23 protein-coding genes are annotated in these 24457 nt (G+C 62.9%); 7 read left to right on the top strand and 16 right to left on the bottom strand.

What is annotated here, in order from left to right; translation table 11 throughout:
- Positions 1 to 159 precede the first annotated feature (159 nt).
- The 13 genes from BLR66_RS18755 to BLR66_RS01225 all read right to left on the bottom strand — a co-directional run bounded on the left by BLR66_RS18755 (position 160) and on the right by BLR66_RS01225 (position 14281).
- Positions 160 to 903, bottom strand: coding sequence for a hypothetical protein (locus tag BLR66_RS18755; RefSeq protein ID WP_143014515.1), 744 nt, complete (start codon positions 901 to 903; stop codon positions 160 to 162).
- A gap of 631 nt (positions 904 to 1534) precedes the next feature.
- A complete protein-coding gene (locus BLR66_RS01285) occupies positions 1535 to 2746 on the bottom strand; it encodes a site-specific integrase (protein ID WP_093279828.1) in 1212 nt (403 codons plus the stop codon).
- A gap of 205 nt (positions 2747 to 2951) precedes the next feature.
- On the bottom strand, positions 2952 to 4205 hold the full coding sequence (locus tag BLR66_RS01275) for a glutamate-5-semialdehyde dehydrogenase (protein ID WP_093279827.1): 1254 nt from the start codon (positions 4203 to 4205) through the stop codon (positions 2952 to 2954).
- 140 nt (positions 4206 to 4345) lie between these two features.
- Entirely contained in the window at positions 4346 to 5491 is a 1146-nt protein-coding gene (gene proB / locus BLR66_RS01270; RefSeq protein WP_093279826.1) for a glutamate 5-kinase, read from the bottom strand.
- A 10-nt stretch (positions 5492 to 5501) separates the two neighbouring features.
- Positions 5502 to 5774 (bottom strand): YciI family protein, encoded by a 273-nt coding sequence (locus BLR66_RS01265; protein ID WP_093279825.1) that lies wholly within the window; start codon positions 5772 to 5774, stop codon positions 5502 to 5504.
- An 82-nt stretch (positions 5775 to 5856) separates the two neighbouring features.
- Positions 5857 to 7161, bottom strand: a complete 1305-nt coding sequence (gene argH, locus BLR66_RS01260) for an argininosuccinate lyase (protein ID WP_093279824.1) — start codon at positions 7159 to 7161, stop codon at positions 5857 to 5859.
- Positions 7158 to 8117, bottom strand: coding sequence for an N-acetyl-gamma-glutamyl-phosphate reductase (gene argC / locus BLR66_RS01255; RefSeq protein WP_093279823.1), 960 nt, complete (start codon positions 8115 to 8117; stop codon positions 7158 to 7160). Before argC ends, argH begins: the two co-directional genes overlap by 4 nt.
- The gene (locus BLR66_RS01250; RefSeq protein WP_093279822.1) at positions 8107 to 8730 is read right to left on the bottom strand and encodes a GNAT family N-acetyltransferase; all 624 of its coding nucleotides are present in this window, start codon (positions 8728 to 8730) and stop codon (positions 8107 to 8109) included. Before BLR66_RS01250 ends, argC begins: the two co-directional genes overlap by 11 nt.
- 1 nt (position 8731) lies before the next feature.
- A complete protein-coding gene (locus tag BLR66_RS01245; protein ID WP_093279821.1) occupies positions 8732 to 10048 on the bottom strand; it encodes an acetylglutamate kinase in 1317 nt (438 codons plus the stop codon).
- 4 nt (positions 10049 to 10052) lie between these two features.
- A complete protein-coding gene (locus tag BLR66_RS01240) occupies positions 10053 to 11141 on the bottom strand; it encodes an acetylornithine deacetylase (RefSeq protein ID WP_093279820.1) in 1089 nt (362 codons plus the stop codon).
- 159 nt (positions 11142 to 11300) lie between these two features.
- Entirely contained in the window at positions 11301 to 12539 is a 1239-nt protein-coding gene (locus BLR66_RS01235; RefSeq protein WP_093279819.1) for an argininosuccinate synthase, read from the bottom strand.
- A 69-nt stretch (positions 12540 to 12608) separates the two neighbouring features.
- Complete coding sequence (locus BLR66_RS01230) at positions 12609 to 13634, bottom strand: N-acetylornithine carbamoyltransferase (RefSeq protein ID WP_093279818.1); 1026 nt, start codon at positions 13632 to 13634, stop codon at positions 12609 to 12611.
- Between the two features lie 215 nt (positions 13635 to 13849).
- Positions 13850 to 14281 (bottom strand): glycine zipper 2TM domain-containing protein, encoded by a 432-nt coding sequence (locus BLR66_RS01225; protein ID WP_176943718.1) that lies wholly within the window; start codon positions 14279 to 14281, stop codon positions 13850 to 13852.
- Positions 14282 to 14471: 190 nt separating this feature from the next.
- On the opposite strand from BLR66_RS01225, the gene cysS reads away from it, so the two are divergent.
- The 4 genes from cysS to BLR66_RS01205 all read left to right on the top strand — a co-directional run bounded on the left by cysS (position 14472) and on the right by BLR66_RS01205 (position 18349).
- A complete protein-coding gene (gene cysS, locus BLR66_RS01220; RefSeq protein ID WP_093279816.1) occupies positions 14472 to 15839 on the top strand; it encodes a cysteine--tRNA ligase in 1368 nt (455 codons plus the stop codon).
- A gap of 125 nt (positions 15840 to 15964) precedes the next feature.
- Positions 15965 to 16402, top strand: coding sequence for a SufE family protein (locus BLR66_RS01215; protein WP_093279815.1), 438 nt, complete (start codon positions 15965 to 15967; stop codon positions 16400 to 16402).
- A 14-nt stretch (positions 16403 to 16416) separates the two neighbouring features.
- Positions 16417 to 17652: an MFS transporter gene (locus BLR66_RS01210; RefSeq protein WP_093284135.1), complete on the top strand. Its 1236-nt coding sequence runs from the start codon at positions 16417 to 16419 to the stop codon at positions 17650 to 17652.
- Positions 17653 to 17707: 55 nt separating this feature from the next.
- Positions 17708 to 18349: a CDGSH iron-sulfur domain-containing protein gene (locus tag BLR66_RS01205; RefSeq protein WP_093279814.1), complete on the top strand. Its 642-nt coding sequence runs from the start codon at positions 17708 to 17710 to the stop codon at positions 18347 to 18349.
- Positions 18350 to 18721: 372 nt separating this feature from the next.
- On the opposite strand, the gene dksA is transcribed toward BLR66_RS01205, so the two are convergent.
- Positions 18722 to 19825 (bottom strand): RNA polymerase-binding protein DksA, encoded by a 1104-nt coding sequence (gene dksA / locus BLR66_RS01200; RefSeq protein WP_093284131.1) that lies wholly within the window; start codon positions 19823 to 19825, stop codon positions 18722 to 18724.
- Positions 19826 to 19932: 107 nt separating this feature from the next.
- Here dksA and yidD point away from each other — a divergent pair, with 107 nt between their 5' ends.
- Genes yidD through BLR66_RS01185 form a run of 3 tightly spaced genes read left to right on the top strand, consistent with a single transcriptional unit; the run spans position 19933 to position 22357 of the window.
- A complete protein-coding gene (yidD, locus tag BLR66_RS01195) occupies positions 19933 to 20184 on the top strand; it encodes a membrane protein insertion efficiency factor YidD (protein ID WP_093279813.1) in 252 nt (83 codons plus the stop codon).
- Positions 20184 to 21530: a dihydroorotase gene (locus tag BLR66_RS01190; protein WP_093279812.1), complete on the top strand. Its 1347-nt coding sequence runs from the start codon at positions 20184 to 20186 to the stop codon at positions 21528 to 21530. The genes yidD and BLR66_RS01190 overlap by 1 nt, the downstream gene beginning before the upstream one ends.
- A gap of 14 nt (positions 21531 to 21544) precedes the next feature.
- Positions 21545 to 22357 (top strand): M23 family metallopeptidase, encoded by an 813-nt coding sequence (locus BLR66_RS01185; protein WP_255402366.1) that lies wholly within the window; start codon positions 21545 to 21547, stop codon positions 22355 to 22357.
- 293 nt (positions 22358 to 22650) lie between these two features.
- Here BLR66_RS01185 and folE2 read toward each other — a convergent pair whose 3' ends face one another.
- Together folE2 and BLR66_RS01175 are read right to left on the bottom strand one after the other, a co-directional pair.
- Positions 22651 to 23583 carry a GTP cyclohydrolase FolE2 gene (folE2, locus tag BLR66_RS01180; RefSeq protein ID WP_093279810.1) on the bottom strand — a complete coding sequence of 311 codons (933 nt, stop codon included), beginning with the start codon at positions 23581 to 23583 and terminating at the stop codon, positions 22651 to 22653.
- A 77-nt stretch (positions 23584 to 23660) separates the two neighbouring features.
- Entirely contained in the window at positions 23661 to 24380 is a 720-nt protein-coding gene (locus BLR66_RS01175; RefSeq protein ID WP_093279809.1) for a phytoene/squalene synthase family protein, read from the bottom strand.
- Between the last annotated feature and the right edge of the window lie 77 nt (positions 24381 to 24457).

Below are 24457 nucleotides of genomic sequence, written 5' to 3'. Positions count from 1 at the left end.
CCGTTGTGACAACCGACTTAGGCTTCGCCTGTCGGTAACTGCACACATGGCAGGACCACACCACGCCATGTGTACATAATTGATTACAAAGTGCTCCGCCAACCATGTACTGAGAGGCCACTAAGTAGTTCTGGTCTGTGTAGACCTAATTAGCTTGCTTTAGTGCTGACGCCGTAGCTGAGCTGCCGTTCGTGGCGGCATCACATTACAATCGATACCTTCCGGACGGATGAAAAACACGTTGTCACCGCGATTCCAGTCACTACACTGAAGTTCTTTAGTCAGGTAGCCGACTACCCAGTCGATGTTTTCTATCGGCTCGTTATATAGGCGGTCAGTGGCTGACATTTGACGCTTGCTGGCGTCACGCAATTTAAGGACGGCACTTGAGAAACAACTCTGGATGCTATTGTCGTCAGCGATTCCCGTAGGGCGTTGGAGCAGCAGATTGAAATGGAGTCGGCCCCGTAGGTCGCGACTCAACCTGTGTCGTTCTGCAACAACTGTCCCACGAAGTCCGCAGCCCTTACTCTTCCAACGAGGTCCCCACAAGGCTCGATTGAGAAAGCGGAGCAGTTGATCCAATGCCTCTGTTGACTGCCTATCGCTGTAAGGCCGTAGGAAGCTAAGCACAGCATAGTATTCATAGGGACCACCGGCTTTTATTACTTGCTCCCATGCCTCGTACGACTTGCTTATTTCCTTTTTGGCTAGCAGCGCTAGTTCAGCTAACTCATGTTCAAACCGACTTTCTCCGACCGGTACATCGTAGGCTAGCTCATCTAGAGCTACACAATTGTCGCCTGACACCCCGTCTTGTAGCTCCAACTGAGCTAGTTCTGTTACAGCTATGCTGCCACGTTCTTTTGAATAGTTTGATACCCGCTCCGCAATATTGCCCATGTCTGTTCTTCCTCAATTATATTGTCGCTTTTATGCACTCTCCTTTTTGTTGGATTGTCTCCAACAGTAAGTTACGAGGCTGATTGTTGGCGAGTGAACGCCGGTCTTGTCCACGAGACTTGCTCAGTGGATAGACATATTTATGGGAAGCTGCCTTAGAGCAACCTTGGACAGAAAGGCAACCGTTCAGCTTCACGCTGACAGAGACAATCACCAGCTCACGCCTGACGTCAATGCCAGACGTGAGCAGTGATGGCCTAGTTACGCCAGCGGGACGGCGATTGAAGTTCCCAGCGAACTCACAGACGACCTCCCGACGAGCGACGTTCTAGGAGTTGAGCGTACTCATGCAACGCTTCGTGAGTGAATCGTCGCAAGCGTCCTATCTTGATGGATCGCAGCTCGTTCTTTGCAATTGCCGTGTACAGATGCGTGTGAGATACCGCAACTGCAACTTTTGCTTCTTCAACCGTATACAGAATCTTGTTCTTAATCATTGCCATAATCCCCGTGCGGTGCCTGCTACTAGCGCGGCCGTTTACTTCTCCTCGGCACCCAGAGGCACACACTACGACACAGAGTTCGCAGTAGAAAAGCCTCTAAAATCCATTATGTTTATCTCCCATTTTTACTATGTTTTCGCGACCGCCTTCTTCTTCACCAATGACTCCACGGCTTTCATTCGATACTCCGGTGCCAAATGCGCATAATGCAAAGTCATGCTGATGCTACCGTGCCCCATCAAATCACGGACCGTATTCAGATCAACGCCGCTCATAACTAGATTGCTTGCGAACGTATGACGAAGATCGTGAAACCGAAACTTTTCAATCTTTGCTGCCTTGAGGACGGTTTTCCATGCTCGCTTGGGGTCTACGACTGGAAATGGTCGCTGTCCATTCGAACTAGCCCTATGCTTGACTAGGATCGATACGGCCTCAGAGTTGAGTTGGACGTGGCGGGTGGTCGCGGACTTAGCGTAGCCGGCATGGACAGTGAGCCGCTGCGCGGTCAGATCAATGGCGCTCCATTCCAACGTAGTTAACTCGCCCCTCCGCAGTCCCGTGTTCAGCGCTACGAGCACCATGGGCATCAGGTGATCCGAGAACCCGGTAATTTCCGCCAGCTTTGGCTGGCCTGTCGTATTCCGACGCTTGTTCGAACTTTTGATTGCTTCCTTGGCAGCCATTTCGCGATCACTCAGCGCTTTCCTTAGTCGACTTTCCTCATCGTGAGTGAGGTATCGAATATGGTTATCTGAAGACTGCTTTAGCTTCTTTAAGCGAGCAAGCGGATTACTGTCTATTAACCCCCAGTGCACCGCCTGCCCAAGTGCGGCTCTGATGCGATCCATATCACGATTGACGGTGGAGGACGCCCTGCCCTGCTTCAGTCTGCTGGCAGCAAAACCAGACAAGACATTTTTGTCGATGTCGGCGAGATTCTTAGAGTTTAGGAAAGAGAATTGAAGTTTGAGTGCGGCCAGTGTCGCCCCGCCAGCTTTATGCGCCTCACGAATGTAGGGGCCGTACTTTTGCTCTACGAATTGTCCCCATGTTTGTATTTTTGGCGATGTTGACGGTTTTATTGAGCCGCTCTCTTGCACCTCCCCAAGTAGCTTGATTGCTTTTAAGCGCGCACCCTCTAGCGTCATCGCGCCTCGCGGCCCTATTGCGGTGGACTTCCCCCTCTTCCAGTGCAGTTCGTAAGTACCCTTCCCGCTGGTTAACACCCGCAGAGCAAGCCCCGGCACTTTCGAATCCCAGAGACGATATGGCTTGTTCTGGGGACGCGCTGTCTCAACTAGCTGCTTGGTAAAGTTTTGACGCGTCGTTTTCGGCATGGTGTGTCAACAAGATGTCTGCAAAATACAGAATATCATTGGATATGGCTGCCTCCAACTACCTTGGTATATAAAGGTTCTAGCGATATGTCAGTGCACGGAGGCCAGTGACCTCTACGTTCGGGACGTAGAGGTCGCAGGTTCGAATCCTGTCTCCCCGACCAGGAAGACCAATAACCGGCCCCGCGCCGGTTTTTTGTTGCCCTCAGGGCAGGTTGCGGGTCTGGCCGCTGCCGCGCACCACGAAACGCTCCACCGTCAGCGCCTCCAGCCCCATCGGGCCGTAGGCATGCAGGCGGGTGGTGGAAATGCCGATCTCGGCGCCCAGCCCCAGCTCGCCGCCGTCGGAGAAGCGCGAGGAAGCGTTCACCATCACCACCGCCGAACGCAGCGACTGCACGAAACGCTCCGCATTGCCTTCATCGCGCGTGGCGATGACCTCGGTATGGTCCGAACCGTAGCGGCGGATATGGGCGATGGCATCGTCCAGACTGTCGACGACCCGCACGGCTATCACCAGATCGAGGAATTCGGCAGCGTAATCTTCCTCGCTGACCGGCTTGGCTCCCTGTATGAACTCCCTGCTGCGCGCGTCGGCCCGCAACTCCACTCCACGCTCCGCCAGCGCCGATGCGGCGGTGGGAATGAAATCGCCGGCGACATCCACATGCACCAGCAGCGTTTCCAGTGAGTTGCAGGCGCTGGGGCGGGAGACTTTGCCGTCGATCAGCAGGCGCAAGGCGAGGTCCGGATCGGCGCTCGCGTCCACGAAAAGATGGCAGACGCCCTTGTAGTGCTTGATGACCGGCACGCGCGCATGTTCGGCAACGAAATGGATCAGTCCCTCGCCGCCGCGCGGAATGGCCAGATCGATGATGTCGGTCAGTTGCAGCATTTCCAGCATGGTTTCCCGGCGCAGATCGGTGACCAAGGTCAACGCCGCATCCGGCAATCCGGCTTCGCGCAGCGCGCGCTTCAGCGAGGCGGCGATGGCGGTATTGGAATGAATGGCCTCGGACCCGCCACGCAGGATCACGCCATTGCCGGCCTTCAGGCACAGGGCAGCGGCGTCGGCGGTGACGTTGGGCCGCGCCTCGTAGATCATCGCAATCACCCCCAGCGGGGTGCGCACGCGCTCGATGGCGATGCCATTGGGCCGGGTTTCCCTGCGGGTCACCTGTCCGACCGGATCGGGAAGTCCGGCAACCTCGCGCAATGCGTCCGCAATGACCGCCAATGCTTTGCCGTCCAACTTGAGCCTGTCGAACATGGCGCCGCCGATGCCTTTGGCCGTAGCGGCGTCCAGATCCTTGCGATTCGCTTGCAGAATCGGAGCTTCATCCTCTTCCAGCGCCGCGGCCATCGCGCGCAGCAGATCGTTCTTCGCGGAAGTAGGAAGCTGCGCGACGTATCGTGCGGCGTCGCGGCAGGCTACGGCTTGGGATCTGATGTCGCTCATGTATGCATTCCTGTTTTACTGGCCATCAGCGTATTTTTTGTAGGAGCTGCGCAAGCTGCGACCGGAAGAACAAACCTCCCGGCAAGCATCCGGAAACTCATCGACCGAGGTCGCAACTTACGCAGCTCCTACAGCAGCTCCTACAAAAGCACCAGATCGTCTCGGTGAATCACGTTTTCGCCGTAGTTGTAGCCGAGTATGGATTCGATGTCCCGCGAGTGCCGACGTGCGATGCGCCGGATATCGACGGCCGAGTATTGGCAGACGCCGCGGGCGATGCCGTGGTCGCCGTTTTCGTCGCGCAAACGCACTTCGACCATGTCGCCGCGCCGGAAATCGCCTTCCGCGGCGACCACGCCGCCCGGCAGCAGCGAGGCGCCCTTCTCGCCCATCGCGCGCGCCGCGCCCGCGTCCACGATCACTCCGCCCGCCTCCAGCGGCACGTTGCGCAACCAGTATTTACGCGCCGCCACGCGGTTCTGCGCGGGGCGGAAGCGGGTGCCATGAAAGCGGTCGTTGGCCAGCGCACGCACGGTCTCGGCGCGGGTGCCGTTGAACAGGAAGGTCTCGATGCCCGCTGCCGCCGCTTTCGCAGCCGCTTCCAGCTTGGTGCGCATGCCGCCGGTGCCACTGCTGCTGCCGGCATCGCCAGCCATGGCGAAGAATTCCGGCGTCAACGCCTCCACGTCCTCGATGGGCCGGGCGTCGGTATCGACACGCGGATTGGCGGTGAAGAAGCCATCGATATCGGTGGCGACGAACAGGACATCGGCATCGACCAGCGCGGCGATGACCGCGGCCAGGTTGTCGTTGTCGCCCAGCTTCAACTCGTCGACCGATACGGTGTCGTTCTCGTTGATCACCGGCAATGCGCCCAGGGCCAGGAGCTCGTTAAGCGTGGCCCGCGCATTGAGGTAGCGCCGGCGGTTGCGCAGGTCGTCGTGGGTCAACAGCACTTGCGCCACGGGCCGTTCGAAGAAACGCTGCCACAGCCCGATCAGCTGCGCCTGGCCGAGCGCCGCCAGCGCCTGGCGCTCGGCCATGGCCGCACCGGCATGCGCCTTGCGATGGATCACCGCCCTGCCCGCAGCGACCGCGCCCGAAGACACGATCACCACTTCCCTGCCCGCAGCCAGACTGGCGGACACGAACTGCGCCAAGCCCAATGCGTGACGCGGGCTCAAACCTTCGCCTTCGGCCGCCAGCAGACTGCTGCCGACCTTGAGTACGGCGCGGCGCCAGGCAGGCAGGGTTTGTTCGGCGAAGGCGGACTCGGTCGCGTTCATTGCATGGGGCTCAGCGGGCGTTCCATTCGTAGACGGTCAAGGTAGAGGAATCCGAGGTGGCCAGCGGATCGTCGGCGGCGATGGCCAGCGCTTCGGCCAGCGTGTCCACGTTCAGCACATAGGCACCGCCGCTCTTGTCGCTGAAGCCCCCGGTCATTTCCAGCTTGCCGGCCAGACGCAAGCCGTCGAGGAATACCAGGTGCGGCGCCACCACAGCCTCGCTGAAGTCCGGCTTGCGCATTGCCATCACCAGGTAACGATTTGTTTTTGGCCTGTCGGACATCGGTATCCCCAACGTAGGAGCGACGTAAGTCGCGACTGGAACATCGGTTTTCAACAACACTTATTCGCGACTTACGTCGCTCCTACGCCCGCTTGCTCAGGGATTCCCATCGCTTACGCAATTCATCCAGGCGCAAGTCCGCCGCGGCGCCTGGCGACACGCGCGCGGCCAGGCTCGACTCCGGGGTGCGCCCTGTCCCGGCCTGGTCTGCGGACGCCGCCGCCGCGCGATAGGCTTCGCGGAACGGCACGCCCGCGGCGGCCTGTTCCACCGCGACATCGGTCGCGTACATGCCCGAATCCATCGCAGCGCGCATCCGGTCCTGGCGCCATTCCAGGTTCGCCAGCAGGTCCGGCAACAGCTCCAAGGCCGGCAGACCGCGACCGAATCCATGGAAGATGGCGCCCTTGCTACCCTGCAGATCGCGGTGGTAGCCGGACGGCAGCGACAGCAACTGTTCGATCTCGGTGCGCGCCGCCGCAACGCTCGCGTGGGTGGCGCGCATCAGTTCGATCACATCGGGATTGCGTTTGTTCGGCATGATCGAACTGCCGGTGGTGTACTGCGCCGGCAGCGAGACGAAACCGAATTCGGCGCTGGTGAACAGCGACAGGTCCCAGGCCAGTCTGCGCAGATCCAGCGTGGCGCTACCGAGTGCTTCGAGCGCCGCCATCTCGAATTTCCCGCGCGAAAGCTGCGCGTAGATCGGGCTCACCTGCAGGCGCGCGAAATCCAGCGCCTTCGTGGTGTGGTCGCGGTCCAGCGGCAGGTTGACGCCATAGCCGGCGGCGGTGCCCAGCGGATTGGCATCGATCAAGCGATGCGTGTCGTCGGCGCGGACGGCGTTGTCGATGAAAGCTTCCGCCCAGCCTGCCCACCACATGCCTGCGGACGAAACCACCGCGCGCTGTATGTGCGTGTAACCCGGAATAGGGAGGTCCTTCTCGGCTTCGGCGCGGTCCAGCGCGATTTTTGCTATCCGGCGACTCAGTTCCGAGACACGCGAGAGTTTCTCTTTCAACCACAGGCGCGTTGCCACCAGGATCTGGTCGTTGCGGCTGCGGCCGGTGTGGATCTTGCGGCCGGCGTCGCCCAGGCGCTCGGTCAGGCGCGATTCGATGGCCGAATGGCAGTCCTCGAAGCGTTCGTCGAGCACGAAGGCGCCGCTGCGGAAATCTTCGGCCAGCGTATCCAGTTCGCGCTGCAGTCCGGACAACTCGTCGGTCGAGAGAATGCCGATACGCTGCAGGCCTTCGGCATGCGCCTTGCTGGCGGCGATGTCGTGCAGGAAGAATTCGCGGTCCAGGATCACGTCGTCGCCGGCCAGGAACTTCTGGATGCGCGCATCAACGGTCACGCCGGGCTTCTGCCACAACAGGTCGCTCATGCGTCTTCTCCCAAGGGAATGCTGGTGTACTCGTCGAAACCTAAGGCCAGGTTGAGGTTCTGCATGGCCTGCGTCGCTGCGCCTTTGAGCAGGTTGTCGAGCGTGGCCACCACCACCACCCGCTTGCCGCCCGGCGCCACCGTGAAACCGCCGATCTCCACACCGTGCTTGCCGGCGATGTGGCTGACCCAGGGTGCTTGGTCGAGGATGCGGATCAGTGGCTCGCCCGCATACCGCTGCCGATAGAGATCGCGGATGGCTTCCACTTTAATCGGTTGATCCAGCCACAGATTGACGGTCATGGTGATGCCGCGGAAGTGCGGGGCCACGTGCGGCATGAACTCCACCGGCACTCCCAGATGGCGGGAGACCTCGCGCTCATGCATGTGGTCGGTCAGCGCGTAGGGCATCAGATTGTCGCGCAGCTTGTCGGTGTCGTTCTTGTCCGAAGGCGTGGTGCCGGCTCCCGAGTACCCGGAAACGCCGAAGCATTGCGGCGGCCCCGCCAGGCGGTCGAGCAAAGGCGCGATGGCAAGCTGCATGGCGGTCGCGTAGCAGCCCGGGTTGCTGATCCGTTTCTGCCCCGCATAGCTTGCTCGGGTAAGTTCGGGAAGACCGTAGTACCAGTCTTGGTTGAAGCGGTAGTCGGCCGACAGGTCCACGATCAGCGTATCGGGCGCCTGTGCCTCCAGCGCCGCGACGATGTCGCCTGCCTTGCCGTTGGGCAGCGCCAGGATCACCGCATCCACGCCGCGGGCGGCGACCTCCTCATGGCCAAGGTTCTCGTAACGAAGCTCGCCGACGAAACCGTCGATATGCGCACTGACGGGCTGCCCGGCGAGTTCCCGCGAAGACACGAACGCCAGCTCCAGTTGCGGATGCCGGGCGATGAGGCGGATCAGTTCGGCGCCGGTATGCCCGCGTGCGCCGACCAGGCCGACGGTCTTACTGGCCATGCGGACGATCTCCTTGTTGCAGCTTGTGGAGCAGATTGCTTTTCACCCCCGGCCATTCGCTGCCGAGAATGGAGAACACCACCGTGTCGCGCAGGCTGCCGTCGGCATGGCGGCGGTGGTTGCGCAGCACGCCGTCCTGCTTGGCGCCCAGGCGGGCGATGGCAGTGCGCGAAGCGTGATTGAACCAGCTCGTTTCCAGATAGACCGAGGCACAACTCAGGTTCTCGAACGCATGGGTGAGCAGCAGCAGCTTGGCCTCGGTATTCAAACCCGTGCGCTGCACCCTTGGCGCATACCAGGTGTAGCCGATGCTCAGCTTGGGCACCGACGGATCGACGTCGTAGAAGCGCGTGCTACCGACCACCGCGCCTTCGGCGTCGCGGACCACGAACGGCACTTCCAGGCCCTGGGCGTGCTTCTGCAGCGCCGTGGCGACCCAGGCCTCCGCGTCGGCCGCCTTGGGCACGTTGGTGTACCAGAGCTCGGAGAGCGCATCGCCTTGCAGGGCCAGTCGCAGCCCGGCGGCATGTTCGATGGCCAGCGCTTCAAGGGAAACGTGGCGACCTTGCAGGCGCGGCGCCTGCCAGTTGGCGGGAAGTGGCTGCAGACTCATCTCAATCCACCAGCGTGGGCACGCGCGTGCGGCAATGCGCCACGCAGCGCTCGATGTCGGCGAAATCCTCGATGCCGTACCAGAACACCTTCCACTTCTCCTGTTTGTAGCAGCCGTCGGATTCGGCGTAGTAGAAGATATTGACCTGGTTGTTGTGGCGCGAGCGCCAGAACAGCTGCGGATTCTCCTCGCGCATCACATGCCAGACCGCGCGGCCCAGGCCTTCGCCCTGGGCGTCGTCCAGCACGGCGAACTTGTCCAGGTAGGCGAAGCCTTCCTCACGGGTGAGGATCAGTGCGGTGCGGTAGTTCTCACTGATGTAGATACGGTATGGCGTGGTCTTTTCGAAATAGTCCGCGACCAGTTTGCGGCCGAAGCTGGATTCGATCAGCACGCGCATCCGTTCGAGATCCACCCCTTCCCACGAATCGAAGCGCAGCACGCGCTCGCCGCGGCGCACCAGGGTGCCCGAACCCCGGTGGGTGAACAGCTCCTTGGCCAATTCCGCCGGCTTGGTGATCGATACCGACGAAGTCAACGGCAGCTTGTCCAGCAGATCCTTGATCTGCTCGATCTTCACCCGCATGCCGCCGTTGATCCACGGCTGCGCCATCAGCTCGTCGTACTCGGTGGACAGGTTGATCGAGTCGATCACCGCGCCCTTGTCGTCCAGCAAGCCGCCGGTGCCGGTGAGGAAGATGATCTTGTAGGGCTGCAGCACCTGCACCAGTTCGTTGGCGGCGAAATCGGCGTTGATGTTGAGGATCTGCCCGCCCACCGTCTCGCCCAGGCTGGCGATGACCGGAATGGAGCCGGCTTTGAGGCTGGCTTCGATCGGCGACTGGTTGATGCGCTTCACTTCGCCGACCAGGCCGTAGGTCTGCTGGTCCTTGTATTCGGCTTCGAATACGCCCGAAACGATCGAAGTCGCGCGCGCCCCCGATTCCTGCAACGCTTCCACCAGCGCCAGATTCTGCTGCAGGAACACCTTGCGCACGATGGCCAGCACTTCCGGCGTGGTCACGCGCAGTCCATCGACGGTCTGCTTGACGATGCCGGCCGCAGTCATTTCCTCATCCAGCTGCGGACCTGCGCCATGCACAACGATGGGCGTAAGCCCTACTTCCTGCAGGAACGACAGCGACGAAGTCAGCGCTTCCAGGTCGTCGCGCAGCACCGCGCCGCCCACCTTGACCACGGCGAAGCGTTTGGCGTCGAGCTGCGAAAAACGCTTGACATACTGCGAGATCTCCTTCGCGCTGGCCATACTGGACAGCAGGCGGATGATGGTCTGCCGGGTCTGTTTGTGCGATTCCATTGTTCTATTCGGTTCCGAAAATGCGCTGCACCGTGGCGGCGTAATGTTGAAGTTGTTCGAGCGACACCCATTCGTCGGCGGTATGCGCCTGGGCGATGTCGCCCGGCCCGTACACCAGCGCGGTCAAGCCGGCGGCGGAGAACAGCGAGGCCTCGGTCCAGAAATCGACGGCGTTGCCGACCGGCAGGCCCAGTTCGTCTGCCAGGTCGCGCGCCGCAAGCCGTCGTTCTTCTGCGCGCGCCACGTCGCCCGAAGGCAGCGATGGTCCGCTGAAGGTCTCTTCGTACTCGGCCAAAGCGTCGGCATTGGCCAGCTCGCGGAAACTCGCATGCAATACTTCCGGGTCCTGCGAAGGCAGCGGACGGAAACCGAAGCGCACTTCGGCGCTGGGCGCAATCATGTTGGCCTTGATCCCGCCTTCGACCCGGCCGATGTTGAAACGCAAACCGGTCAACCCGCCGAAGCGGAGGTGGTGCTGGGACTGCACGAAATCCAGCGCCGAGGTGCCCCAGCGCATGGCGTTGTGCACGGCGCTGAGGGACAGCGCGTTCTCCGCCGACGCATGCCCGGCCTGGCCCTTGAACGCCATGCGAACCGCGCTGATGCCGCGATGGGCAAGCACGGCCTGGCCTTGGGTGGGCTCAGCGATGATGGCTTCGGTGAAACCGTGGTCGCGCGCCAGGAACGCGGCGATGCAGCGCGGATCGTTGGCTTCTTCGTCGCTGCTGAACAGGAAAGCCGCATCGCCTTCGGTGACCTGGGCCACCGCGATCAACGCAGCTGCGGCGCCCTTGATGTCGCAGGCGCCCAGACCGATGGCGCGGTCGCCGACGACACGCAGTTTCAGCGGATCGGCCGTCCAGGCAGGAGACGAAGGCACCGTATCGAGATGCACATTGAACAAGCGCCTGGGCTGTCCGCGCACCGCGAACAGCGAAACCGCGCCGGCGCCGTGGTCCACGACCTCGACCTGGAAGTCAGGCAAGTGCGCACGGATATAGTCGAAGATACCGCCCGTGGTGATGGCGCGCGGCGGATTGCGGGTGTCGTGGGACACCAGCGCTTCGAGGTGTTTGAGAACGGAGTTCAGCATTCGGGAGTTGTGCCTGTTATCGGTAAACCTTCGTTCGTCATTCCAGCGCAAGCTGGAATCCATTTGCTCTTGCTATTGCACTTCGACCTGCTGGCCACGGCAAAGTCAAAATGGATCCCAGCTTGCGCTGGGATGACGGCGTCGTGCTCGCTGATGTCGTCAACGGTTGATTTCAGCCCACAGCGTCGAGCTCATCCCGAACAGCTTGATGAAGCCTTCCGCCTCCTCCACGCCCCAGTCGGCCGACTGCGCATAGGTGGCGCCCTTGGCGTGCAGCAAGTGCGGCGACTTCACCGCCACCGCATCGACGCGGCCGCCACGGGTTTCCAGCACCACTTCGCCATTGACCGTGGCCTGCGACGATGCCAGGAAAGCCTCAAGGTCGGTCTTGATGGGATCGTGGTAGAAACCTTCGTACACCACTTCCACCCACTTGCGCGCCACTTCCGGCTTGAAGCGGTTCTGCTGCTTGGTCAGCACGGCCTCTTCCAGCGCGCGATGCGCGGCCAGCAGCGAGATCAAACCCGGCGCTTCGTACACGATGCGGCCCTTCAGGCCGATGGTGGTGTCGCCGGTGTACATGCCGCGGCCGACGCCATAGTGCGCGAACAGGCTGTTCAATTTCGCCAGCAGCTTGGCGCCTTCCATCGGCTGCCCGTCCAGCGTCACCGCCTCGCCGTTCTTGAAGCCGATCGTGACCTTCAACGCCTGCTCCGGCCATTCGCTGCGCGGCGCGCACCAGCCGCGCGCACCTTCGCCCGGGGCTTCCCACTTGTCGATCTCGCCGCCGGACAGGGTCACGCCCAGCAGGTTCTCGTTGATGGTGTAGGCCTTCTGCTTGGCGCGCACGCCGAAGCCGCGCGCTTCCAGATACTCCTGCTCGTAAGCGCGGGTCTGGGTGTGCTCTTTCTGGATTTCGCGGATGGGCGCGACGATCAGATAGTCGCCGGAAGCCTTCACCGCCAGATCGAAACGCACCTGGTCGTTGCCCATGCCGGTGCAGCCGTGGGCGATGGCGTTGGTGCCGAGCTCCTTGGCGCGCGCCAGCGCGGCGTCGACGATGAGATAACGGTCGGACACGAGCAAGGGATACTGGCCCTGATAACCCTCGCCCGCCCACACGAACGGCTTGACGAAGCCTTCCCAGATGGCGGGACCGCCATCGACGGTGACGTGGCTGGCGGCGCCCAGTTCGGCGGCGCGCTGTTCGATGTAGGCGCGCTCTTCGGCATCCACGCCGCCGGTGTCTGCGAATACGGTGTGCACGGCCCAGCCCCGCTCCTGCAGGTACGGAATGCAGAAACTGGTATCCAGGCCGCCGGAGAAGGCGAGAACGATGTCTTTGGGACCGGGATTCGGGATTCGGGATTCGGGATTTGAAGCAGGCTGTTGCGACATGAGGGGTAACTCTCTATAGATGAAATTTGAAGGCGTAGGGTGCGGGTGCGAATCACCAATCCCGAATCCCTAATCCCGGGCGCTCACCAGCGCGGCCATGATGGCCTTCTGCACATGCAGGCGGTTCTCCGCCTCATTGATAGCGATGCATTGCGGCGAATCCATGACGGCGTCGGTGGCTTTGACGTTCCGGCGCAGCGGCAGGCAATGGCTGAAGATGCCGTTGTTGGTCAGCGCCATCTTGCGTTCGTCGACGATGAAGTGCTTGTACTGGTCGCGGATGGGTTTCTCCGGCTCCCAGTTGCCGAAGTACGGCAACGCACCCCAGCTCTTTGCGTAGACGACATCGGCGCCGGCATAGGCGCTGTCGGTGTCGTGGCTGACGCGCAGCGAGCCGCCGTTTTCGGCCACGTTCTGTTCGGCCCAGCCCATGTAGCGTTCGTCCAGCACGTACTCGGGCGTGGGGCACAGCAAAGTCACGTCCATGCCCATGCGGGTGGCGATGGTCAGGGCCGAGTTGGCCACGGCGGTGTTCAGCGCCTTGGGGTGGTAGGTCCAGGTCAGCACGTACTTCTTGCCGCGCAGGTCATGAGTGCCGAAATGTTCCTGCAGGGCCATCACGTGCGCCAGCTCCTGGCACGGGTGGGTGATGGTCTCCATGTTGATCACCGGCACCGGCGAATACTTGGCGAAGCTCTTCAGCACGATGTCCTGGCGGTCGTAGGACCAGTCGACGAACTTCGGGAAGGCGCGCACGCCGATCAGGTCCACGTAGCGGCCCAGCACGCGGGCGACCTCGGCGATGTGCTCCTCGGTGTCGCCGTCCATCACCGTGCCCAGATTGAATTCGATAGGCCAGGCATCCTTGCCGGGCTGCAGCACCACGGCATGGCCGCCCAGTTGGAAAGCGCCCAGCTCGAAACTGGTGCGGGTGCGCATGGACGGGTTGAAGAACACCAAGGCAATGGACTTGCCCTTCAGAGCGTCGCCCAGCTTGTGCCGCTTGTACAGCGCCGCCTGCGTCAGCAGAGCGTCCAATTCGGCACGCGACCAGTCCTGCGTATTCAAGAAATGTTTGATTGCATCCGGCTTCATTGCGACTTCCTAAGGATCCAGAAACGAAAAAACCCAGCGTCAGGCTGGGTTCCGGTTGAACAAGCAGTAACGTCCGGCGACCCAGCTAGATAAGCGGTTCCGGTCGGCGGGCACGAGACGTCATTCCCGAGGCCATCCGGGCGGCGCATGCGTGCAGGTGGGTGTTCATCTTCATGGGCCCGCATCCTCGCATGCAGGGTGCTCTGGCGCAAGACTCAAGGCGTGGCGAGGTTCTGGCCGGGTACGTACGGCATCACAGAAACCCGGATCCGCAACCGGTTGCCGGGGTCCTCGGCCAGGCGCGAGCGGTATTTGAAGCCCTTGTAGACGTAATCGACGTCATAGGCGATGGGACGGCGGAATTCGCGCTCCACCGGCACCATGCGGCAGCTGGGCTTGGCCGGTTCGGTCTTGGGTGCAGGTTCCGGGTCGCGGGTGAATACGCCTTTCACCGAGTCCATGATCTTCGACCAGCGGCCTTCGTCCTGGGGCGGCGCGGGCTTGGGGGCCTGTATCTCTTCGCAACGCATCTCGGTGCGCGAGGCACGCAGAGTCTGGTAAACGGGCTCGACCGCCAGCACCTGGGCATAGTCCAGGCGCACGTTTTCCACTGGAAGCACCGTGAGCGGCGGGGCGTCCTGGGCCATGGCCGGCGCAGCTGCAAAGGCGGAAAGGCAGAACCCGAGTAAGGTGTGGCGATACAGGTGCATTAGGCCGCTTGACTGGAATCCCGGAGGCCAGTGTAGGGACCGCGCCTTGAGAGGGGCTGAATCGATGCTGTCGAAGCCAGGGGTGGGCCGGTAGAATCGTCCTGCTACCCCACTTGCTCCGATACCGATGACCCTGCGACTGCACAACAACCTGACACGACAGGTCGAAACCTTCGTGCCTATGGATCCGGCCTGCCCCACCATGTACCTGTGCGGGCCAACGGTCTACAACTACGTGCATATCGGCAATGCGCGCGGGCCGGTGGTGTTCGGAGTGCTGGCCGCCCTGCTCCGCCGCCGCTTCGGCGGCCTGCGCTACGCGCGCAACATCACCGACATAGACGACAAGATCAATGCGGCGGCGAAGGAACTCGGGGTGCCGATTTCCACCATCACCGACAAATACGCGGCGGCCTACCGCGAGGACATGGCCGGTCTGGGTGTGGTGCCGCAGGACCTGCAGCCCGAAGCGACCGCCCATGTGCCCCACATCATCGCCATGATCGAGCGCCTGATCGAGGCCGGCCATGCCTACGCCGCTGAAGGCCATGTGCTGTTCGCGGTGGCCACCTTCCCGGACTACGGCAAGCTTTCCCGCCGCGATCCCGAGGAAATGCTGGCCGGCGCACGGGTGGAAGTGGCTCCCTACAAACACGATCCCGGCGATTTCGTGCTGTGGAAGCCTTCCAGCGACGATCTTCCCGGCTGGGAATCGCCGTGGGGCCGGGGCCGCCCGGGTTGGCATATCGAATGCTCGGCGATGATCGAGGCGATCTTCGGCGAAACCATCGACATCCATGCCGGCGGCGTGGATCTGCAGTTTCCGCACCACGAAAACGAGATCGCACAGAGCGAATGCGCCCACGGCGGCAGGATCTTCGCCCGTTTCTGGGTGCACAACGGCATGCTGAATTTCGGCGGCGCCAAAATGTCCAAGTCGGTGGGCAATGTGGAGCGCGTGCATGAGCTGCTGAAGCAGCATCCGCCGGAAGCGCTTCGTTATGCGCTTCTTTCCGCGCATTACCGGCAGCCGCTGGAATGGTCCGACAGCTTGATCGAACAATCGGTGCGCACGCTGGACCGGCTGTATGGGACTTTGCGCGACCTGGCAGACGTCCAGGCCGAGGTCGGGATTCCGGCCGTTGTGGAAGCCGCCCTGGACGACGACCTGAATACTCCGCAAGCGCTCGCCGAACTGTCGCGCATCGCCGGCGAAGCGCGCAAGGCGGTCACGTCCGAGGACAAGGCACTCCTGAAGTCGGAGTTGCTTGGCGCGGGCCTGGCACTAGGCCTGTTGCAGCAGCAAGCGGCGGACTGGTTCGGTCGCGGCGCTTCCGGCGATGACGATGCGCGCATCCAGTCGCTCATCGACGAACGCAACGCCGCCAAGAGCAACCGCGATTTCGCGCGCTCCGACGCCATCCGCGACCAGTTGGCCGCTGAAGGCGTTTTGCTGGAAGACACGGCGCAGGGCGTACGCTGGAAGCGTGGTTGATTTCTATCACCGTCATTCCCGCGAAGGCGGGAACCCAGCGACTTTGCCTCTGCTCTGGTGCCAATGAGAGCGAAAGTCGCTGGATCCCCGCCTTCGCGGGGACGACGAATCTCTGAGTACTGTCGGTGAACACAAGTATCTTCCCCCTCGAATCCACCCCCGCCGAAGCCCAGCTCGCCATCAAGGAAGAGTTCGGCTTCTTCGGCGACTGGTCCGAGCGCTACCAGTACCTGATCGACCTGGGGCGCAAGCTGCCGGCTTTCCCTGAGGAGTGGAAGACGGAAGAAAATCGCCTACTGGGTTGCCAGTCGCTGGTCTGGATCGTGCCGCAAGGCGACGCGCAGCGGCTGGACTTCAATGCCATCAGCGATTCGGCCATCGTCTCGGGCCTGATCTACCTGGCGCTGCGCGTGTACTCCGGCCGCTCGGCTACCGAGATCCTGGCGACGCAGCCGGATTACATCGCCGACATCGGCCTGGCCAAGCATCTGTCGCCGACACGCAGCAACGGGCTGGCCGCGATTCTGGCCTTCATTCAGGACACCGCGCGAAACCACGCATGAGCGAGGCCGCCACGATGCCCGCTTCGCCCGGGCACGACTCACCCCTGCGCAACCGTGGCTTCATCGGCTTGCTGGTGTACCGCCTGCTGGCGATGCTGTCCTACCAGATCGTGGCGGTGACCGTAGGCTGGCATATCTATCAGATCACTCGCGATGCATTGGCCCTGGGTTTGATCGGGCTGACCGAGGTCATCCCTTACTTCTGCTTCGCTCTGTTCGCCGGCTATGCGGTCGACCACATGCGCCGGCGCAGGCTGGGCATGTACGCCTGCCTGGGCTTGCTGTTGACCACGCTGACCCTGGCGGGCGTGGCCAGCGGACGCATTCCTTCCTTCGGCACCCTCACCATCTATGCCGCCATCGCCGTCAATGGCGTGGTGCGCGCTTTCCTGGCGCCGGTGTACACGGCGCTGTTCGCGCGCGTGCTGCCGCGCGAGCAATACGCGCGCGGTGCGGGCATAGGCAGCGTAGTGATGCAGACGGGCCTGGTGCTGGGCCCGGCCATGGGCGGATTGCTGGTGGCTTGGGGCGGCAATACGCTGGCTTATCTGGTCGCCGCCGGTTTCGCCGCCGCCGCAGCGATCGCGATCGTTTCCCTGCGCGTCACCGAGCCGCCCGCCCCGCCGGAACGCGCGCCCATCTTCAAGAGCATCGGCGAAGGCCTGCGTTTCGTGTTCAACAATCAGGTCGTGCTGGGCGCGCAGGCGCTGGACATGTTCTCCGTACTGTTCGGCGGCGCGGTGGCGCTGCTGCCGGCCTTCATCCACGACATCCTGCACTACGGTCCCGAAGCGCTGGGCGTCCTGCGCGCTGCGCCGGCCGCCGGCGCGGTGCTGGTGGGCCTGTGGCTGGCGCGGCATCCGCCCAAACGCAACGCAGGACGCCTGCTGCTGTATGCGGTCGCTGGCTTCGGTTTGTGCATCATCGGCTTCGCGGTGTCGCGCGAGTTCTGGTTGTCGGTGATGATGCTGGCGCTTTCGGGCATGTGCGATGGCGTGTCGGTGGTGCTGCGCTCGACCATCCTGCAGCTGGCCACGCCGGACGAAATGCGCGGCCGGGTTTCTTCCATCAACGGCATCTTCATCGGATCTTCCAACGAACTGGGCGCGTTCGAGTCGGGGCTGGCGGCAAAGCTGCTGGGGCTGGTGCCCTCGGTGATATTCGGCGGCTGCATGACCCTGGCCGTGGTGGGCGTCACCGCATGGAAGGCGCCGAAGCTGCGGCGGCTGGATCTGCAGGACCTGCAGTAGTCCGCGGCAACTGCGGGCGTAGACTTAAGCCCTTCCCCCAAAGCCGAGTCATGCCATGGGTACCGAAACCGTTCGCGGCAAGCAGGTCGTCATCCATTTCGACGGCGCACGCTGCATCCACTCGCGCAATTGCGTGTTGACCCATCCGGACGTGTTCGTCCCCAACGTGGAAGGCGAATGGATCCATCCCGACGCCGTTTCCGCCGATGAAGTGGCGCTCACCGCCCGCCTCTGCCCTTCCGGCGCGATCCGCTACGAACGCCTCGATGGGCAGAATGAAGAACCGCCGCCGCTAGTCAACACGGTACGCATACGCGAAGACGGACCGCTGGCCTTCAACGCGCCGTTGCTTATCGCCGGCGAAGATCAAGGCTTACGCGCGACCTTGTGCCGGTGCGGCCTGTCGAAGAATAAACCCTATTGCGACAACAGCCATGTCGAAGGCGGTTTCCTGGCTACCGGCGAACCGGCGATCGAACCTTCCGAGGCATTAGCCGCACGCGCGGGCACGCTTGAAGTGGCGCCGCAACTCAACGGACCGCTGAAAGTAAGCGGCAATCTGGAAATCGTCAGCGGCACCGGCCACACGATCAACCGCGTCAGCGAAACCTGGCTTTGCCGCTGCGGACATTCGCAGAACAAGCCTTATTGCGATGGCTCGCATAAGAAGGTTGGTTTTCAGGCCGAGGGGGAATGAAGGATGCGTTCGGCTCTTGTTTTCAGCTTCATTACCCCGTGAGACGCGGCAAGCAGGCCGGGTAAAACCCCGCAGGGGCGGCGCACAGGGATGTGCGCCGTTTCCGTAGACACAGGATGTGTCTTACGGAAATTCCCGGCCTGCTTGCGGACCCCACGGCTTTATCGTGGGGCGCGACGTTAGGGCGGCTTTCTTTTGGTTACTTTTCTTTGCCGTTCAAAGAAAAGTGACTCGCGCAACGCGCGAAACGCTTTGCTTTGAAGGAAGAGCAAAGAACAAGATCAAGATGGATCCCAGCTTGCGCTGGGATGACGGCAGAAAAAAAGCCCCGCGATGCGGGGCTTTTTTGACTGTGCGGCAAGCGCCGAAACCTCAGTCGCCCTGCTGCTTCTGCAAGTGCTCCCAACGTTCCTGCGCATCGATGGTGCGCTCGGCGGTCAGACGCGCTTCCAGGCGCTCCAGGCCGATTTCCTCGCCCGTATCGGCGCAATAACCGTAGTCCCCGCCATCCAGGCGCTTGAGCGTACTGTCGATCTTGCCGATCAGCTTGCGGTAGCGGTCGCGGGTGCGCAGTTCCAGCGAATTTTCCGTTTCGCGGGTGGCGCGCTCTGCTTCATCGCCCACGTCGCGCACTTCGTCCTTCAGATTCTCGATGGTCTGCTTGGATTCTTCGACCAGATCGGCGCGCCAGGTGAGCAGCCGCTGGCGGAAATACTCCAGCTGCAGCGTGCTCATGTATTCCTCGTCCGCCGCCGGCCTGTAGCCATCGGGAATGAGAGGACGGCCGGTAGCTTCATCGGTCTTGTAGGGCACCACCCTGACCTTGCCGCGCGGTGCGGGCGTGGCCGAGGGTTTGGAAACCACGGCAACGGCCACCTTGCCCACGGGACGCGGGATGGGGGCCTTGGCGACGGGGGCCGGAACGGCGGCAGCGGATTTTGCGTTTTTGGAGGTTTTGGGGGAAGGCACGGTTTTTGTGGGAGTCGGTTGGACGGCTGGCGCCGGTGCCGGGGTTGCAGCAGCCTTGGGAACTGGCGCTTCGGCACGGCCAGCGGCCGGGGGGGCGGTCTTGGCAGGAGTCGCTTTGGCCGTAACCGGCTTGGCGGCCGGCTTCGGTACGGATTTGACGGAGGACTTGGAGGGAGCGGCAGGTTTGGCGGCCGCGGGCTTCGCAGCAGCCTTGGCTGCGGGCTTCTGCGCTACCGGCTTCTTGGCCGGTGCGACTTTCTTGGCGACGGGCGCCTTTTTGGCTGCAGCCTTCTTGACCGGGGCTGCCTTCTTGGCGACGGCCGGCTTGGCTGCGGCTTTCTTGGCAACCGGCTTGGTCACCGGCTTCTTGGCGGGCGCGTTCTTGGCAACCGGCTTGGCAGCCGGTTTCTTGGCCGCAACCGGCTTGGCGACAGGCTTCTTGGCGACGGGCTTGGCGGGTTTCTTGGCCGGCTTGGCGGCCTTCTTCGCAGGTTTCTTTGCAGCCACGAAAAGCGCTTCCTTCAACTTCCCGGGCCCGGGAAGGGGGCGTCTTTATAGCCTACCCGGCGAGGTGCGGCAACCACGCATTCACCCAACTCGCATATCATCGGGACATGGTCGGCCGTTTCCTCATCCTCATCCTGCGGTTTTACAAGCGCTTCATCAGTCCGCTCTTGGGGCCGCGCTGCCGCTTTGCGCCCAGTTGCTCGGAATATGCGATGCAGGCCATCGGTCGCTTCGGTCCGCTGAAGGGCAGTTGGCTGGCCTTGCGGCGCGTCGGCCGCTGCCATCCCTTCCACCCGGGAGGGCACGATCCAGTGCCCGAAAAACCCGTCCACCCTTCCCCGTCCACAGGAACCCCTTGATGCCCGGCACCTTGATAGTCAACGCCCGTCTGGTCAACGAAGGTCGCGAGTTCGACGGCGACCTGCGTTTCGCCAACGGCCGCATCACTCACGTGGGCGGACAGCTCAGCGCGCAACCCGGCGATCAGGTGATCGAGGCCGGCGGGCGCTGGTTGTTGCCGGGGATGATCGACGACCAGGTGCATTTCCGTGAACCCGGCCTGACCCACAAAGGCGACATCGCCAGCGAATCGGCGGCGGCGGCGGCCGGCGGGCTGACCACTTTCATGGACATGCCCAACACCAATCCGCCCACCCTGGATGCCGACGCGCTGCAAGCCAAGTACCAGAGCGCCGCGGGCCGCGCCTGGAGCAACTTCGGCTTCTACCTGGGCGCCAGCAACGACAATCTGGAAGCGGTGCGCACGCTGGACCCCAAGACTGCGCCGGGCATCAAGGTGTTCATGGGGGCCTCTACCGGCAACATGCTGGTCGACAATCCGGACACGCTGGACGCCATCTTCCGCGAAGCGCCCACCCCCATCATCACCCACTGCGAAGACACACCGACCATCGACGCCAACCTGGCGTTGTTCAAGGTGCGCTATGGCGAAGACATTCCGGTGGAGTGCCATCCGGACATCCGCTCGCGCGAGGCCTGCATCAAGTCCACGCGGCTTGCGCTGTCGCTCGCGCGCAAGCACGACACCCGTCTGCACGTGCTGCATATCTCCACCGCCGACGAGCTGGCGCTGTTCCAGGCCGGCCCGCTGGTGCGCAGCGACGGCGTGCGCAAGCGGATCACCGCCGAAACCTGCATCCACTTCCTGCGCTTCGACCGCAGCGATTACGGACACCTGGGCAACCTGATCAAGTGCAATCCTGCGATCAAGGACGCCAGCGACCGCGAAGCGCTGATCCGCGCGCTGGCCGACAACGTCATCGACGTGCTGGCCACCGACCACGCGCCGCATACCCTGGAAGAGAAATCCAGGCCCTATTCGCAAGCGCCTTCCGGTTTGCCGCTGGTGCAGTACGCGCTGGTGGCGGCGTTGGAACTGGTGCACGAAAAGAAATCGACCGTCGCGCAGATCGTCAACAAGGTGGCGCACGCGCCGGCGCAGCTGTTCGACGTCAAGGAGCGCGGTTACCTGCGTGAAGGCTACTGGGCCGATTTGGTGCTGGTGGAGAACGACCCGTTCACCGTGCGCCGTGAGGATGTGCTGTCGAAGTGCGGCTGGTCGCCTTTCGAAGGCACCACTTTCCAGTCGCGCATCGGCGCGACCTGGGTCAACGGACGCATGGTGTGGAATGGCGAGCACCTGGTGGGCACGCCGAACGGACAGCGGTTGGAGTTCGATCGTTGAAGGCGGCTTTCGCTTTGTTGCTTTGGCTGGCTTTGCTTCCCTCCTCGGTTTCCGCGCAACAGGATCCGCTGCAGGACTCGAAGATCGTCTTTCCCGCCAGCGTGCAGCAAGGCGCACTGGTGCTGGGCAAGGTGCCGCCCGGCAGCAAGGTGCGCTATGCCGGGCGCGACCTGCGGGTCAGCGGCTATGGCACGGTGGTGTTCGGCGTGGGCCGCGATGAATCCGGGCCGCTGGAAATCGAGATCAAGCGGCCGGATGGAATCCGCGACGCGGCGCAGATCGTGGTGACTCCCCGCCAGTGGCCCGAGGAAAAAGTCGATGGCGTGCCGCCCAAAACCGTTAACCCGCCGCCGGCCATCGCCGAAAGGATCAAGCGCGAACAGGCGCTGGTGACCGCCGCCAGAGCACGCGACGACGACCGCACCGATTTCGCCAAACCTTTCGTGTGGCCGGTGCAGGGACGTATCAGCGGCCGTTTCGGCAACGCCCGCGTCTACAACGGGCAACCCGGTGCGGGACATTCCGGAATGGATATCGCGGCACCCGCCGGCACACCGGTCAAGGCGCCCGCGGCCGGTGTAGTGACCTTTGCCGCGCCCGATCTCTATCTCACCGGCGGCACGCTGCTGCTGGACCACGGTTTTGGCGTCAGCTCCAATTTTCTGCACCTTTCGCGTATTGGCGTGAAGGTGGGCGACCGGGTCGAGCAAGGCCAAGTGATCGCTGCGGTCGGTGCGACCGGGCGTGCAACCGGGCCGCATTTGCATTGGGGGATGAATTGGTTCGATGTGCGCATCGATCCGCTGCTGGTTTTGGAGCGGAAATAGCCTTCACGGCGGTTCATCTTCACCGCGCGCTGCGGCGCGTTCGTCATCACCAACACATCAAGATCCGGTGGGCGCGGTTCGATGTGCGCATCGACCCGCTATTGGTGCTGGAGCGAAAGTAGAGCCGTAGGAGCGACGTAAGTCGCGAATGGGCCTTTCGAAACAAAAATCCTTCGCGACTTACGTCGCTCCTACGCCACATCTATGCACACCATGCATCCGGACGATGATGGCTGTCAGCTCTTCGCAAACTGGCGATAAAGCCGTTGGGGATGTAACCCCGACCTACGGGATCAGGGATTCGTGCCGCTGACGCGGGCCACCGCATCGTGCGGATGCAGGCTTTCGAAATGCGACACGGTCGCTTCGTAGCGCTCCACGCGAGCATCGCTGGATAGCACCGAAGCCACCCGGCGCGCCGCGTCTTCGCAAAACATCAGGTTTTCTGCATTCAAACGCGCGAAGGCCTGCTCGTCGACGCGCTTGACCGCGGTCTGCACCGGCGTGGCCAGGGCCGCTTCCAATGCGTCGATCAACGGCACCAGCGGCAGTTCGTCGAACTGCGCGCGCAGGTCCACCCGCACCTGCGCGCGGCTGCGCTGCGCATGCGGCGTGGCGGCCATGCCGCGCTCGGATTCCAGCCAGTCGTGCACCACTTCCACCGACAGCGGACGCGCGGCGGCGAAATCCTCGGAAAAGCGCTCCGCGTTGGCCTGGCGCGACAGCGCAGCCGACGCCGGACAGGTGCTGGAGTATTCCAGCGAGAATCCCAGCGCCAGATGCAGATGGCCTTCGCTCAAGGTGGCTTCGATCTCCACCGGGTAGCGTTTCCAACCGGTGAATTCGCTCTCCAGCGCACGCCTCTGCAGCAGCGCTTCGTAGCGGATCTTCAGCCGCGCCTGCGAAGCCAGGCCCGATTGCGAGGCGATGCTTTCCTGCAGCAGATGGCGCAAGCCGGCCGGAGTGATGGCTTCGCGCGCCAGGCCTTCCTGCAGTTGCAGGTACAGGCGCGACATGTGGATGCCGCGCGCGTCGGGATTGGACAGGTTCACCGACAGATCGATATTGGCGGCGACCTGCAGCTGCCCGCCCGCACCATCGGACACGCGCACCGGCAAGGCGATGCCTTCCATGCCTACCCAGTCCAGCGGGCGCGCCAGAGGCACGGCATGGCCGGCGACATCGGGAAGGTCTGTACGTGGAACTAGGGGACGTGAAGCGGACATCTTGGCAAACCGTGGGGGCGGGTCAGGCGTGAATTGTACCGGCTGGGGGCCGGCCGCCCCTGCAACGGTCCGTTACGTCAGCGCCGCCTTGCCATGCGCCACCCCAGCCACAGTGCGCGCACCGGCGACAGGGGCGCAGAACCTTCCCCGGCAGCGGTGAAACGCCGCAGCCGCGACCGCGCCAGCGCCGACCAGAGCCTGCGGGGAACGGCGCCGCCGTTGCGTACGGGCCATTGTTCGAGCAACTCCTGGGACCAGCCGTGCTGGAAGAGGTCTGTCTGGCTACCGGAATGGACCGGCACCGCCGCATCCCCTGCCCCCTCCAGCCGAGTCGCCAGCCACTGGGCGCCGATCGACCGAACCAGCGGCTGCCCGACTACTGCCGCGGTGCCGAACAAGACGGACTCCACATTGGCGACCGCCGTTGCCAGGGGCCGTACCAGCTCGAATGCCGCCGCCGGGTCCTGGGGACGTTCGCGCAACCGGATCAAGACCGGAAGCGTCTCGGCCAGTTCGAACCAGGGCGCACGGCTGGGTTCCAGCACGCGGCCCAGGGGATGGCGGGAACGCTGCCTGCTCCAGTCGCGCAGTTCCTCGCCCCACCACGCCAGCTTGGCGTCGGCCGGCAAGGGATCGCCGGCGATGTTCATCGCATCGGTGAATTCCTGCAGCAAGGCGAACCAGGCGACGGCGAGCTGGCGTTGGGCAACGGGAACGAATACTTCGACCACGCGCCATTCCGGCCAGCGGGCGCGCCATTTGTCCAGGAAACTGTCGAGTGCAGTGGAGTCGGTCATATCGTAATTGTAGGAGCTGCGTAAGCTGCGACCGGCGCAATGGAAACCCGTCGATTCTTCCGGGGCACTTCGACGCT

Origin of the sequence: Pseudoxanthomonas sp. CF125, assembly GCF_900104085.1 — a bacterium.
Classification (GTDB): domain Bacteria; phylum Pseudomonadota; class Gammaproteobacteria; order Xanthomonadales; family Xanthomonadaceae; genus Pseudoxanthomonas_A.
This window is presented reverse-complemented; position numbering and strand designations above follow the sequence as displayed.